The organism is Cysteiniphilum sp. GTC20157 (assembly GCF_055396795.1).
On the sequence record NZ_AP044698.1, the window covers coordinates 544,830 to 558,086 of the forward strand.

Genomic DNA, 13,257 nt, shown 5'->3' on the forward strand with positions numbered 1-13,257 from the left:
TTGTATTTGACAGGCAATAAATTAAAGGCTTTAGCGCTAAATTTTGGTATACTCTACGGTGATTTGTTTTGAATGAAAATGGAGTGACTGAATGTCCGACGTTAAAGCTTATGATTCGTCAAATATTAAAGTATTAAAAGGGCTTGAGGCGGTACGTAAACGCCCAGGCATGTATATTGGGGATACGGATGATGGTTCAGGTCTTCATCATATGGTATTTGAGGTGGTTGATAACTCAATCGATGAGGCGTTAGCGGGATATTGTGATGATATTATTGTGACTATGCATACTGACGGTTCGGTGTCAGTCAGTGATAATGGTCGTGGAATTCCTGTGGATATACATCCTGAAGAAGGGCGCTCAGCAGCAGAGGTCATTATGACAGTACTGCACGCAGGCGGTAAATTTGATGATAACTCTTATAAAGTATCAGGTGGCTTGCACGGGGTTGGTGTATCCGTTGTTAATGCGTTGTCTGAAAGTTTGGAGCTACGTGTTTGGAAAAATGGCAAAGAATACGAGCAATATTATGCTCATGGTGAGCCGTTGGCACCACTAAAAGAAATAGGAGATACAACAAAGCAAGGGACAATGATTCGCTTTAAGCCATCACCACAAACATTTTCAATTGTTGAGTTTAATTATGACACATTAGCAAAGCGTATTCGTGAGTTATCATTTTTAAACTCAGGTGTTAAAGTTCAACTGATTGATAAGATTAATGATCAAAATGTGACTTTCCAATATGAAGGGGGTATTAAGGCGTTTGTTGAGCATTTAAATAAGAGCAAAACGCCATTAAATCAAAACATTATTAGTATCCAAGGTGAGCGCAATGATGTTGTGGTTGAGCTTGCGATGCAATGGAATGAGTCGTATCAAGAAAGCGTCTATTGCTTTACGAACAATATTCCACAACGTGATGGTGGCACACATTTATCAGGCTTTAGAGCGGCATTAACACGTACAATTAATGGTTATATTGAATCAGAAGGCTTAAATAAGAAGCTTAAGATTAGCACGTCAGGTGATGATGCGCGTGAAGGATTAACCGCTGTATTATCTGTCAAAGTACCCGATCCTAAATTCTCATCACAAACTAAGGATAAACTGGTTTCTTCTGAAGTGAAAACGGCAGTTGAAGCGTTAGTTAATGAAAAGTTGCAAGAATTCTTACTTGAAAACCCGAATGAAGCCAAGTTGATTTCCAATAAGATTATTGATTCAGCACGCGCTAGAGAGGCGGCAAGAAAAGCACGTGAAATGACCCGTAGAAAGGGTGCTTTGGATATTGCCGGTTTACCAGGTAAGCTTGCTGATTGTCAGGAAAAAGATCCGGCATTATCTGAACTATATATCGTGGAGGGAGACTCTGCGGGTGGTTCAGCAAAGCAGGCACGCGATCGCAGAACACAGGCTATTTTGCCATTAAAAGGTAAGATCTTAAATGTTGAAAAAGCCCGATTTGATAAGATGTTAAGCTCACAAGAAGTGGGGACGTTAATCAAAGCCTTGGGTTGTGGTATTGGACGTGATGAATATGATCCGGATAAAACAAGATATCATCGCATCGTTATTATGACGGATGCTGATGTCGATGGTTCACACATTCGTACGTTACTTCTGACTTTCTTTTATCGTCAAATGCCTGAGCTTATTGAGCGTGGTTATATCTATATTGCACAACCGCCATTGTATAAGGTCAAGCGCGGCAAACAGGAAACTTATCTTAAAGATGATGCCGCCTTAGCACAATATTTAGGAAGTATCGGGATTGAGGGTGCGTCTTTATTTCCAGGGGACAACATCCCACCTATTTCAGGTGTTGGTTTGGAGAATTTGTATCAGCAATATCAAAAAACCAATGCAAAAATCACTACCTTATCGCGCCGCTATCCAGTGAATGCGCTTAAAGCATTCATTAGCTATGAGCCATATCCTGTTGTAAGCGACGAGTCGGCACTTAATGCTTGGTGGCAAGGCTTTGCTGAGCATGCGAATAAGCTATCAGGTGGTTATGAATTTTATACGGCTGCTATCGATAGTGAACAGCATGAAGATGAAAAAGTGATTAAACTTAAGCTTTCGCGCTTGTTGCATGGTGTAGATACTGAGTACAGCTTTAATTTGAGCTTCTTTGAAAGTAAAGATTATCAAAGTATTGTTGAATTGGGCTCAGCACTCAATGGTCTTTTGACCAAAGCAGCCTGTGTTGAGCGTGGTAGCAAAAAAGAATTTGTTGATACATTTGAGCAAGCGATGGAGTGGTTAATCTCAGAAGCCAAACGTGGGCAAAATGTACAACGCTATAAAGGTCTTGGTGAAATGAATCCAGAACAGTTATGGGAAACAACAATGGATCCTGCTGAGCGCCGTATGTTACAAGTCACCATTGCCGATGCTGTTGCTGCTGATGAGTTATTCTCGACACTCATGGGTGATGATGTTGAACCAAGACGCAACTTTATTGAAAGCAATGCGCTTAATGTTGTGAATATTGATGTTTAAATAGCTGCTTTATCATGGTTATGCCAATGATCAACATACATCTTGGTAGTGCCTGCGATGGCAGCAGGAATAACAAGGATATTAAAAAATGGAATCATCAAAAAAACCGTGGTAATAAAGCCAAAACCTAGGCTTAGAGACTTTTGTTGGGAGAGTTGCTTTTTCATTTGTGGGAAGCTGATTTCATTATTATCAAAAGCGTAATCGGCGTATTGTACGACGTTGAACCAACATAATAATATAAACCATAAAACACTGGTAAAAAGGTTAACTACAGGAATAAAGTAACACAACAGAATAATTAAAACCCACGGTAGAAAAGACAATAGTTTTTTAAATTCGCGGGCGATAGATTTTGGGGCGATAAGCATCAGTTTTGCAAGTGTGAGCTCACTACCAACGTCTTGCTCTGTCAGTTGTTTTTGTACTTTTTCTGCAAGGAAACTATAAAAAGGAGCTGCAATAATAAGAGCAATTGCAGTAAAAAGATAAGCACTAAATAGTAGTAGCGCCAAAATAGCAATAATATAAATCAACAAACTAAGCCATGATAGCCAGCTAGGTAGGTGCGCATCCACCCAGTTGATCAATAATGAAATCTCATGCAGGCTAAACCACCATAATGCAATAAAGATGATGGTATTGATAATAAGTGGCACAATGGTATAGCGCTTAATCCCTTTCTTGAAAATAAGTGTTAATCCGGCAAAAAAATAGCTAATACCACTGTTTTTACCTTGGTATTGCGTCATGGTTAGCCTCCCGTTACATCGGCAATGTTTTGATAAAAGTGCGTTAATAATCCCCGTTCTTGTGCCGTAAAATTCAGTGATTTCTTATGAGTAAGGTCAAAGCTTTGTTTGCTATAGATTGGATTGGTTATTTGGAAATAAGTCTTAAGATTATGATATTTATCGCTATGAGTTTCAAATGTAATCACTCGCCCGTTTTTAATCTCTAGTGTGATATGGTTATCTTCAAAAATAAACTTGCGGCTAAAGGGTAGCGTTTTGCCAAAGCGCCATTGCCAAGTACGCAAGGTGTTTTCTTCATCAACTACCTGCTTATTTTCCATATGTTCAGGGATATAGGTAATGTGGTGATTAAACTGATTTAAAAAACAATCGCGTATCTTTGCGGCACTAATCTCAGGATTGATTGCTGCTAAGTTGATAACGCTTGAACGCTTAGAGTGCACACCCTTTGTGCTTAATGATGCATCAATATTGTGATGTAAATAACGATATAGTTTGCTGGTGTCTGCATTAATCAAGAGTGTCCCGTGATGAAAGGATTTATCCTTTGTCTCACGAAAGGCGCTGCCTGAGACTTTATAATCAACCCCCTCATGTGTCACTAAGATATCATTACGTTCGGAAGCATGGGCATTAATGCCGCAGCTTTTAAGTGTATTTACAATCAATGCGAGATTTGCTTTTTTATCATAATCTTGCGATTTTGCCATGATGGTATAGTTGAGATTGCCAAGATCATGATAGACCGTGCCGCCACCACTTTGACGGCGGACAATTGGGATATTGTCATTGCTCAAAGCATCAATATTACACTCACGCCATGGATTTTGCGCGCGTCCAATAATCACAGAAGGCATATTCTGCCAAAGATATAAAATTGGGGTGTCCGTCAACATCTCGCGAAAAAGCCAGTTTTCAACGGCAAGGTTATAAAAAGGATCGTGACTTGTAGCAATATAAACGTTCATATAGGCAGCTTGTGTATTTGTTACGCATTTAAAAGTGGCAGTGTATCCCACTTATATATCGATCGTAAACCATTTTAATGTGTACTATCAAGCATCGCATTGGCTGCCATTACCAAAGGTGAGATGACGTCAGCAGCTCCTAAAGACTTCGCTTTGTTAATATTGTTCTTTTGATTGATACGAATGGTTATCTTAGCGGACTTTGATGGCTTATGGTCATTTAGAAATTCATTAATACTCAATAAAGTGATGATATTATCAGCGTCTTTTTCATAGGCGATGATTACTGCATGGGCATCGACAATGCTAGCTTTATCGAGAATGTCAGGGTCATTGGCGTTACCATGAAGTGTGAGTGACTTAAGCTCAGCACTATCGGCTGTTTCACTGTGTTCGCTATCGATAATGAGAAAGCTTTTATTTTGCTGTTGTAATTCACTGATAATAATGTGTGTTAAGTCATTTAAACCGCAAATAATCACATGATCTTTCATATGCTTTTTCCCTTTGTTGAATGTTTGAAATAAGTTTTGTAAGCGGTCGATAAAAGCGCTAACAATAAAGGTTAAGACAGCAGCAAATGCGCCTAATCCGATGAAAATCATCGACACGACAAAAAGCCGCGCTTCATCGGTAATGGGTGTAATGTCACCATAACCAACCGTACTATAAGTGACTACAGTAAAGTAGTGCTGCATATTCTAAATAAACAAAGACAAAATGTAGTATAATAAATCCTTATAAATGACTGACTATTAAAGCGACAATGGCAAAGGCTAAACAAGCAATTATTCTGACTGAAAAACAAAGACATATTCTGTCAAAACTGCATACATCAAATACGGGACAATATCGCTATAAACTAAGAGCCAAGATTATTCTTGACAGCGCAGATCATAGACGCACAAAAGATACACTTTCTGAGTTGAATATAGTAGCTAGCACGGTAGGCAAATGGCGTGATCGTTGGAATAATGCTTCAGAAAAACTTGCATGCCTTGAACGAGAAGAAATAAAAGGTATTGAGTATGAGCGAGCTATATGCGAAATACTTGATGATCTACCTAGAGAAGGAACACCTGCAAAGTTTAGCGCAGAGCAAATTTGTAAAATTATAAGCGTTGCTTGCGAAGCACCAGAAAAATCAGGGCTTCCTTTAAGTCATTGGAGTTTACCAAGTTTGGCTGCAGAGTTAGTTAAACGACAAATAGTGGACAGCATTTCAATTTCCCAACTACATGTTTTTTTAAAATCAGGCAGATATAAAGCCCCATAAGGTAAAACAGTGGATACACACACCCATTGAGGATCAAGCCACATTTGATCATGAAGTAGCGCAAGTGTGCAACACCTATCAAAAAGCATATGATGAAAAGGACAATGACATGCTTCAAGTGGTCAGTTGTGATGAGAAAACAGGGATACAGGCATTGGAGCGTCAAATCACTCCAATGAATCTGGATCATTGTGAACGCGTTGATAACAGCTATGAACGCCATGGCACACAATGTTTAATTGCAAATTTTGATATTGCTTCAGGTAAAATAATTGCTCCAACCATAGGTGATACCAGAACGGAAGAAGATTTCAAGAATCATGTCGAGCAAACAGTGCAAACGAAGCCTAAGGCTAATTGGGTTTTCGTTGTTGATCAATTAAATACGCACATGTCTGAAGCGTTGGTTTTGCTAGTGCTTAATTTGTGTGGTATTACTGGGGTGGATATTGGTGAAAAAGGCAAACATGGCGTGTTGAAAAACATGCAAACACGTAAAGCGTTTCTTGAAGATAGTTCACATCGTATTCGGTTTGTATATACACCGAAACATGCTTCATGGCTTAATCAAGTTGAGATATGGTTTAGCATTTTGGTTAAGCGATTACTTAAACGTTTATCTACGAAGTCAACAGTTGAGCTTAAAGATAAAATAACGGCATTTATTGGGTACTTTAATGATGTATTGGCTAAGCCATTTAAATGGACATATAAGGGGAGAGTTCTACAGGCGACATAATATTTACTTATTTAAAGGATGAGGTAGTAGATAGCATCTGGCCAATCTTTAATGCTGTTGAATTGATCACGTAGCAGATAAGCGCCAACAACACCGTATAGAAATGCCAAAATAAATGACAAAATAACGATAAACTGCGCATAACTGAGCTTGATCGTTTGCGAGCGCACATTAAATACTTTCCAACTCATGGCAAGGACTATGATCTCAACAAAATAAAACCACGTTAAAAAACCTGAGCGGTAATAAACAAAGATATTGGTCAAGAAAAGGGTTATAAGCATTAGTAGTGCTAATATCCAGAAAAAACGCAAGCGTCGATAAATCCCGCGACCAATTAGTAGCATTAAGTAACCAATAAAGCAGGAGATCACCGTATTAAACTCTTTAAAGCCTTGTCCTGCGATAATATGGTTAACGAATTGGACGCCTTCATCATGAATAGCGGCTTCAATAAAAGGAAATACGCCGATTAAAATAGCGAATATACCATTTAAAACTAACAAAATAGCCAAAAATAAAGGGATATTAAAACGCATCAGCTTTTCTTTGAAAAAGTGCACAAACCTTGGCATAAGCTATCCTTAGTTACTATACCTATCACAAAATGCTTTACGATGGGTAGTCTAATAAGTGTCTCGTATAAACATAGCCAATATTATTCTAAAGTTCAATATGAAACGTGCTTAAGGTAGGTAATGTTGAATAAGTGGAGTTACATACTTTATGTCTAGGCATGTTTTTCTTTATTATAAACGTCGCCATAATGTTTGATCTTTTGATTTTTTATCTAGCAGCTCTAGATAATCATCATGTGCATTACTTTGTGGATTTAGAGCTAGTAAATCAATCAATTTAATCGCCTTGTTGGCGGAGGTTGATGTATGCTTATTTATCGATGTATGCGCGTTGCTGTCATCTTCAGTAGCGGGTGTCATAAGGCTAAACAAATCTAGCTGTCCACCAGTCATCATTAAGTAAACATCTGCAAGAATCTCGGCATCCAATAACGCACCATGCAGTGTGCGATGTTTGTTATTGACACCGTAACGTGAGCATAGGGCATCGAGTGAATTTTTCTGTCCTGGGTGCTTTTCACGAGCCATGATTAGGCTGTCGATGATATTACAATGCTGCTCAAGCTCTCCCCATTTATTAGGGGATAATAATTGCAATTCCCAATTTAAAAAGGGGACGTCAAATCCGGCATTATGAATAATCAACTCAGACTGACCAAGGTATGCCATGATGTCATCAATTTTGTCACTAAAAAGGGGCTTGTCAGCCAAAAAATCATTGCTTAAACCGTGGACTTGCAAAGCACCCGCTTCAACTTCAATATCTGGTTTGAAGTAAAAGTGTAGGTTGTTACCCGTTAATTTGCGATCGATCATCTCAACGGCGCCAAATTCAATAATACGGTGACCTGATTTAAAGTCAAAGCCTGTGGTTTCAGTATCTAAGAATATTTGTCGCATGATTTGTATATGGTAGTCAAAAGTATGGCAATTAGTATAGCGGACTTAAACTGACTTTGACATAATAGCCTGCGTTATTTTAACTAAAATAAAGGACAGGAAGATGAAGAAAGTTTTACTCACTATGGGTTTATTGTTATCAGTAAATGCAGCACTGGCATGCTCAGGCAAAGAGCAAGTAAATATACTATTTACCTCGCAGCAAGGGGATAATGTATCACATAAGGGCTATGCTGGATTAGGTAAAGCGCTATTTGCCAATCAGATGATCGCTAGTGAGTTGCATGCTTATAATGTCACCATCAATCATAAAATCGGCGAGATAATTCTGGATATCGAGACCCAAAAAACACCGATTCAAGATATGTTGAAGGAAGTTAAACCATTATTAAAAGAGCATGGATTTAAAGTAGTACGTGTTTCTTTTGAGACACCAATTGAACGTGCTAACTCAGCAAAATGTATGTCGGGAAAACAGCCTATAACGAGAGATGTTACCGCTAAGTAAAAATGGCTAAGACTGATATGGAACCATCGTCCCCTCGGCGTAAGTCGAAGCGATGCACTGAGCGTAAGTCGAAGGGTAAGCTTGGGAAAATCATACATAGATAAAGGCTTCGACTCACGCTCAGCCAACGCTTATACAATCAAAGTGGGTCGGAATATTGTCGTCGCCGTAAAAATCAGAAAAAGCTTTATTGCATGTTAAATTTAGGAAACCAAATAATTTAAGCTCTTCAGATTATCCCTGCTGTTATATTCCTTGTTGATACTCAAATGGGGGTCGAGTTACCAGCTACTTTTGCTATCACTTCACATGGGGTAATGCTGTGTAGCAAAGCATAATCTGAGGAGTGCTTAGATCATAATAAATAATTATAACTATGTCTAGCGCAGCAACGTTAAATTTTGGTAGAAAATCATTGTGTATATGAAGTGATCAGTCTGTTTTTGACGTTTCCTTTAGCAAATTTTAAGGCAGAAAGATATGCAAAAGGTCATTTAAAAAGCGTTGGCCTAGCTCAGTGGGTATAAGGTGTTGTGATTTCTTTGTTAGTAACTCACGAGCGATTGCCTCGTTAAGTTGTGAAGCAATGGCATCAATACTAAGCCCTGTAGCCTGCTCAAATTGGCTAATCGAAAAACCATGTTGTAAACGTAGTGCATTTAGCATAAATTCATAAGGGCGCTCGTCAGTGGCAATATCACTGGCACCATAAGGGAACTGTAACTCTTGCATATAAATCTTGGGGTTTTTGCGTTTCCAATGGCGTCTGATAGTGCCAGTTTCGGGTAAAGTAATCTTGCCATGTGCGCCGGCGCCGATCCCAATATAATCACCAAACTGCCAATAGTTTAGGTTATGTTTGGCTTGATATTCACTATCTTTACAATAGGCAGAAGTTTCGTATTGTGTAAACCCTGAGGATTTAATCAATGCTTTACCTTGTTGCTCGATGGTGAATAATAAATCTTCATCTGGAAGCTTTGGTGGTTTGACAGCAAAGGCGGTATTGGGCTCTAAAGTTAATTGATACCAAGATAAGTGGGTCGGGTTTAATGCGAGTGCTTCGCGTAAATCAAACAGTGCATCATCAACACTTTGATCAGGTAAGCCGTGCATTAAATCAATATTGAAATTATCAAATCCCGCATGTGTTAACTCATTTATAGCGCTATAGACATTTTGTGCATTGTGGATGCGCCCAAGTATTTTTAATTTGTCATTTTGTAGGCTTTGCACACCAAGAGAAATACGATTAATCCCCATGGCTTTATAGTCACTGAACTTGCCGTGCTCAATGGTGCCGGGATTTGCCTCAATGGTAATCTCAGCATTATCAGCAATCAGTTGATGCTTAGATAAATGCTCAAAAAGTTTTGATAGCTCATTGCTTGGAAATAACGAAGGTGTCCCGCCTCCTAAAAAGATGCTGCCAAATTGTCGATCTTGTAAATCGTGTGCATGACTTTGCAAATCTAATAATAACGTATCCAAATAAGCTTGCGCTGGAATATCGCCCTTTAAGTGATGTGAGTTAAAGTCACAATAAGGGCACTTTCTAACACACCAAGGGAAATGAATATAAAGGCTTAAAGGAGGAAGTTTTAGCATAAAAAAGAGAAATAAGAGAAATTATTTTGGCTGCCCAATACGAATAACAAGTACATCACAATGCGCGCGTTGTAACACACCATTGGCTGTTGAACCAATAAAACGCTCAACACCATAACGACCATGACTACCGATAACAACGATATCACAATTAAGCTCTTCGGCGAGTTTAACGATTTTACGTTTAGGTGAGCCGTGTAATAAATGAAAGTCTGCCTCAAGATCAATTTGTGCTTCAAGTGCTTTCAAGTGCTTGAGGTTTTCTTCTTCTAGGTAATCTTCCAAATCAGAAATCGAAGGCACACCAGATGCCATATAATAAGGAATATGTGGTAAAACATTAACAACACTTAGTTTGGCATCATTACGTTTGGCTAAGGCAACAGCTTGTTCAATCACAGGTTTGTTGTCAGCATGTAAGTCAGTTGCCAGTAAAATATGTTTGTAATTCTTCATCCTAAGTCTCCAGTGCAGTGTTTTAACGATTCTAACGATGATCATTCTAAAAAACTTCTTCTGTAAAAGATAGTCAAAGCATCATCAAAAATAGTAACAAGCAACAAATAGCAGTTGAAATCTTAGGGGTAAAATTTTAAGCTAGCGACTGGTAATTTTTAAATAATCAAAACAAGGGATAATCACACCAATGAGTATGAATATGAGTAAGCTCATGCAGCAAGCGCAGAAAATGCAAGATCAAATGAAAAAAATGCAAGAAGAACAGGAAAAGCTAGAAGTTGTCGGTGAATCTGGTGCTGGTCTTGTTAAGGTCACAATGACAGGTAAGCATGATGTCAAGCGCGTTGAAATTGATCCAAGCTTATTGTCAGAAGATAAAGAAGTCCTAGAAGACTTATTAGCCGCTGCGGTGAATGATGCGGTTCGTCGTGTTGAGGAGAATAATAAAAGCTCAATGTCAGACATGACGCAAGGCTTGAATTTACCACCTGGGTTTAAATTCCCATTTTAATGCCTTAGACATTAGCTCTAAAACGTACTATGCAAAAACTATTTTCACCCAAAATCGAAGGCTTGATTGAGTCACTGAAGATATTGCCTGGTGTCGGTAAAAAAACCGCACAACGCATGGCAATTCAGTTGTTAGATAAAAAACAACAAGCCGCACATGAGTTAGCTCAGGCGATTGAGAACGCGCTTGATGCGATAAAACATTGTCAGCAATGTAATATGCTATGTGAGGATGATCTGTGTCATATCTGTAGTAGTGTCAGACGTGATAACGCACAGCTGTGCATTGTTGAAAATATGCTCGATATGATGGCGATTGAATCAGCAGGTGTGTATGGTGGTAAGTATTTTATTTTGCACGGTAGGATATCACCTTTGGATGGTATAGGTCCTAATGAGCTTAAGCTACCTAGACTTAAATTACTTGTAGCAAGTCTTGAGGTCAGTGAAATTGTGATGGCGTTAAGCCCATCTGTTGAGGGTGAAACAACCGCACACTTTATTTCAGATATGTTAAAAGGTCATGCCTGCACGATCTCGCGTATTGGCTTTGGTGTACCCTTTGGTGGTGAGCTTGAGTATCTTGATCAACAGACATTGACACACGCTTTTAAAGCACGCGTTAATTTTTAATTCAACATTTGCGTAACTCCAGTGAAATAAAGCGCTATTCAATTGCGTTGGTTGTCGTTATAATTTTGACGTTTTAGATAAAATTATAGTGAAAATATGCAGATTTCATCCTCAAAATCGCTGACGCTGTTGCGTTTGGTGATGATTAATATTATTGCTGTTGATAGTTTACGTAATATATCGATTACCGCACAAGCTGGATGGGTTGTGGTGAGTTTCTACATTTTGGCAGCGATTGTGTTTTTAATCCCTTGTGCTTTATTAACAGCAGAGATGGCAACGGGCTATTCCAAAAACGGTGGTATCTATCTGTGGACGAAAGAGGCCTTTGGTGCCAAAACGGGATTTGTCATCTTATGGCTGCAATGGGTCTATAATCTTGTGTGGTTTCCCTCAATATGTGGCTTTTTTGCAGGGATTATTGCCTATATTATCGCGCCATGGTTTGGTCTAAATCCTAATGAGCTTGTCATGAGCCCGTGGTATATGATCAGTATGAGCTTATGCATGTTTTGGTTGGCAACGATTATTAATTTATTTGGGATCAAAACGTCAAGTACCTTAAGTGTCATTGGGGCAATCGTTGGCACCTTAATGCCGATGTTGCTAATTATTGGATTGGCATTATTTTGGGTTATGGCAGGGCAGCCTATCTTAAAGCCGCAAACAGTCTCAGATGTATTGCCAAGCTTTGCGAATATCGGCAGTTGGGGATTGTTTTTGACGGTGATGTTTAGCTTATTTGGTTTAGAGATGAGCTCTATTCATGCTGGAAATGTGAAGAACCCCAAGAAGAATTTCCCTAAAGCACTGTTGATTTCCAGTATTGTTATTTTATTATCACTGATACTATCGAATATCGCGATCTTTACGGTGAATAGTAGCACAGGTGGGCAGGTTGATATTGTCACTGGGCTTATGGCATCATTTCATTATTTCTTTACGCAATTTAATATGCCGTGGATGTCAGATGTTATTGCATTAACCTTGGTGCTTGGCGCGTTTACCACGGTGGCTGCTTGGATTATGGGCTTATCGCGCGCGTTTACGGTGGCCGCCGAAGATGGACTCATTAGTAAAAAATTGGCGCAAACCAATAAATATGAAGCACCAAGTAAAGTACTTATTTTGCAAGGTATTATCTTTTCCTTGTTTTGTTTAAGCTATGTGTTGATGCCAAGTGTTAACTCAGCCTATTGGTTTTTAAGTGCATTAACTGCACAACTTGCTGTGCTAGCCTATATTGGTATGTTTGCCGCAGCGATTAAATTACGTCGCCAAAACCAACCAAAACCTGGGCAATATATTATTTTCGGGGGTGTCAAGGGCACTGTCTCAATGGCTGTCTTGGGCTTTGTTGGCTGTGTTATTGCGATTAGTGTTGGTTTTATTCCGACGTCAGATGTCACGATGTCAGCAGTAAACTTTGATTTACTGCTACTCACTGGAATTATAATAGCGTTAGTGATCCCTTATGCTATCACGCGTAATTATCAAGCTTGAAATGATCTACCCAGCAATTGGCACTGTTTAAATTTTTTGGGGTGTTATAAAAAATAACACTCACATTATTGAAACTAGGAAGTCATGAAAGTTTTTACGGAGATACTAAACGCAGTTAGCTTACACGAATATCTAAATGTTTCTCAAAACTTGTTTTATTACTATAATGAGTTGGGATATAAGATATTATGATGATCATGAAAATGGTGGGTCGTGCAGGATTCGAACCTGCGACCAATTGGTTAAAAGCCAACTGCTCTACCAACTGAGCTAACGACCCTAAGACAGGGCACATTATAGGGAATATGGAG

At 38.9% G+C, this 13,257-nt stretch carries 14 protein-coding genes and 1 tRNA gene; 7 read left to right on the forward strand and 8 right to left on the reverse strand.

The annotated features are described in order from the left end of the window. The first annotated feature begins 91 nt into the window (after positions 1–91). Positions 92–2,509 carry a DNA topoisomerase (ATP-hydrolyzing) subunit B gene (gyrB, locus tag ACZ5V8_RS02485; protein WP_464218209.1) on the forward strand — a complete coding sequence of 806 codons (2,418 nt, stop codon included), beginning with the start codon at positions 92–94 and terminating at the stop codon, positions 2,507–2,509. On the opposite strand, the gene cysZ is transcribed toward gyrB, so the two are convergent. From cysZ to ACZ5V8_RS02500, 3 genes are all read right to left on the reverse strand, one after another. After that, positions 2,506–3,261 carry a sulfate transporter CysZ gene (gene cysZ / locus ACZ5V8_RS02490; protein WP_464218210.1) on the reverse strand — a complete coding sequence of 252 codons (756 nt, stop codon included), beginning with the start codon at positions 3,259–3,261 and terminating at the stop codon, positions 2,506–2,508. The genes gyrB and cysZ overlap by 4 nt on opposite strands. A 2-nt stretch (positions 3,262–3,263) precedes the next feature. After that, complete coding sequence (locus ACZ5V8_RS02495; RefSeq protein WP_464218211.1) at positions 3,264–4,232, reverse strand: lipoate--protein ligase; 969 nt, start codon at positions 4,230–4,232, stop codon at positions 3,264–3,266. 74 nt (positions 4,233–4,306) lie between these two features. Next, a complete protein-coding gene (locus ACZ5V8_RS02500; RefSeq protein WP_464218212.1) occupies positions 4,307–4,930 on the reverse strand; it encodes an NAD-binding protein in 624 nt (207 codons plus the stop codon). 68 nt (positions 4,931–4,998) lie between these two features. Between ACZ5V8_RS02500 and ACZ5V8_RS02505 the strand changes: the two genes are divergently transcribed. Both ACZ5V8_RS02505 and ACZ5V8_RS02510 read left to right on the forward strand, forming a co-directional pair. Beyond that, positions 4,999–5,508, forward strand: coding sequence for a helix-turn-helix domain-containing protein (locus tag ACZ5V8_RS02505; RefSeq protein ID WP_464217022.1), 510 nt, complete (start codon positions 4,999–5,001; stop codon positions 5,506–5,508). 64 nt (positions 5,509–5,572) lie between these two features. Then, positions 5,573–6,247 (forward strand): transposase, encoded by a 675-nt coding sequence (locus ACZ5V8_RS02510; RefSeq protein ID WP_464217023.1) that lies wholly within the window; start codon positions 5,573–5,575, stop codon positions 6,245–6,247. A gap of 11 nt (positions 6,248–6,258) precedes the next feature. On the opposite strand, the gene ACZ5V8_RS02515 is transcribed toward ACZ5V8_RS02510, so the two are convergent. Further along, positions 6,259–6,822: a potassium channel family protein gene (locus ACZ5V8_RS02515; protein ID WP_464218213.1), complete on the reverse strand. Its 564-nt coding sequence runs from the start codon at positions 6,820–6,822 to the stop codon at positions 6,259–6,261. Between the two features lie 174 nt (positions 6,823–6,996). Next, positions 6,997–7,725 (reverse strand): DNA polymerase III subunit epsilon, encoded by a 729-nt coding sequence (dnaQ, locus tag ACZ5V8_RS02520; protein ID WP_464218214.1) that lies wholly within the window; start codon positions 7,723–7,725, stop codon positions 6,997–6,999. 103 nt (positions 7,726–7,828) lie between these two features. On the opposite strand from dnaQ, the gene ACZ5V8_RS02525 reads away from it, so the two are divergent. Continuing rightward, positions 7,829–8,233 (forward strand): hypothetical protein, encoded by a 405-nt coding sequence (locus tag ACZ5V8_RS02525; RefSeq protein ID WP_464218215.1) that lies wholly within the window; start codon positions 7,829–7,831, stop codon positions 8,231–8,233. Between the two features lie 465 nt (positions 8,234–8,698). Here ACZ5V8_RS02525 and hemW read toward each other — a convergent pair whose 3' ends face one another. Continuing rightward, positions 8,699–9,841: a radical SAM family heme chaperone HemW gene (gene hemW / locus ACZ5V8_RS02530; protein WP_464218216.1), complete on the reverse strand. Its 1,143-nt coding sequence runs from the start codon at positions 9,839–9,841 to the stop codon at positions 8,699–8,701. Positions 9,842–9,862: 21 nt separating this feature from the next. Then, positions 9,863–10,297, reverse strand: coding sequence for a universal stress protein (locus tag ACZ5V8_RS02535; RefSeq protein ID WP_440615822.1), 435 nt, complete (start codon positions 10,295–10,297; stop codon positions 9,863–9,865). Between the two features lie 190 nt (positions 10,298–10,487). Between ACZ5V8_RS02535 and ACZ5V8_RS02540 the strand changes: the two genes are divergently transcribed. From ACZ5V8_RS02540 to ACZ5V8_RS02550, 3 genes are all read left to right on the forward strand, one after another. After that, on the forward strand, positions 10,488–10,811 hold the full coding sequence (locus tag ACZ5V8_RS02540) for a YbaB/EbfC family nucleoid-associated protein (RefSeq protein WP_440615821.1): 324 nt from the start codon (positions 10,488–10,490) through the stop codon (positions 10,809–10,811). Between the two features lie 29 nt (positions 10,812–10,840). Continuing rightward, a complete protein-coding gene (gene recR, locus ACZ5V8_RS02545) occupies positions 10,841–11,443 on the forward strand; it encodes a recombination mediator RecR (RefSeq protein WP_440615819.1) in 603 nt (200 codons plus the stop codon). A gap of 96 nt (positions 11,444–11,539) precedes the next feature. After that, positions 11,540–12,946, forward strand: a complete 1,407-nt coding sequence (locus ACZ5V8_RS02550) for an APC family permease (RefSeq protein WP_464218217.1) — start codon at positions 11,540–11,542, stop codon at positions 12,944–12,946. A 204-nt stretch (positions 12,947–13,150) separates the two neighbouring features. On the opposite strand, the gene ACZ5V8_RS02555 is transcribed toward ACZ5V8_RS02550, so the two are convergent. Further along, a tRNA-Lys gene (locus ACZ5V8_RS02555) sits at positions 13,151–13,226 on the reverse strand. Positions 13,227–13,257 lie beyond the last annotated feature (31 nt).

What these genes read in the sequence shown, in the direction of transcription:
- gyrB (WP_464218209.1), top strand. Translation starts at nt 92, where the DNA reads ATGTCCGACGTTAAAGCTTATGATTCGTCAAATATTAAAGTATTAAAA.
- cysZ (WP_464218210.1), bottom strand. Translation starts at nt 3,261, where the DNA reads ATGACGCAATACCAAGGTAAAAACAGTGGTATTAGCTATTTTTTTGCC.
- ACZ5V8_RS02495 (WP_464218211.1), bottom strand. Translation starts at nt 4,232, where the DNA reads ATGAACGTTTATATTGCTACAAGTCACGATCCTTTTTATAACCTTGCC.
- ACZ5V8_RS02500 (WP_464218212.1), bottom strand. Translation starts at nt 4,930, where the DNA reads ATGCAGCACTACTTTACTGTAGTCACTTATAGTACGGTTGGTTATGGT.
- ACZ5V8_RS02505 (WP_464217022.1), top strand. Translation starts at nt 4,999, where the DNA reads ATGGCAAAGGCTAAACAAGCAATTATTCTGACTGAAAAACAAAGACAT.
- ACZ5V8_RS02515 (WP_464218213.1), bottom strand. Translation starts at nt 6,822, where the DNA reads ATGCCAAGGTTTGTGCACTTTTTCAAAGAAAAGCTGATGCGTTTTAAT.
- dnaQ (WP_464218214.1), bottom strand. Translation starts at nt 7,725, where the DNA reads ATGCGACAAATATTCTTAGATACTGAAACCACAGGCTTTGACTTTAAA.
- ACZ5V8_RS02525 (WP_464218215.1), top strand. Translation starts at nt 7,829, where the DNA reads ATGAAGAAAGTTTTACTCACTATGGGTTTATTGTTATCAGTAAATGCA.
- hemW (WP_464218216.1), bottom strand. Translation starts at nt 9,841, where the DNA reads ATGCTAAAACTTCCTCCTTTAAGCCTTTATATTCATTTCCCTTGGTGT.
- ACZ5V8_RS02535 (WP_440615822.1), bottom strand. Translation starts at nt 10,297, where the DNA reads ATGAAGAATTACAAACATATTTTACTGGCAACTGACTTACATGCTGAC.
- ACZ5V8_RS02540 (WP_440615821.1), top strand. Translation starts at nt 10,488, where the DNA reads ATGAGTATGAATATGAGTAAGCTCATGCAGCAAGCGCAGAAAATGCAA.
- recR (WP_440615819.1), top strand. Translation starts at nt 10,841, where the DNA reads ATGCAAAAACTATTTTCACCCAAAATCGAAGGCTTGATTGAGTCACTG.
- ACZ5V8_RS02550 (WP_464218217.1), top strand. Translation starts at nt 11,540, where the DNA reads ATGCAGATTTCATCCTCAAAATCGCTGACGCTGTTGCGTTTGGTGATG.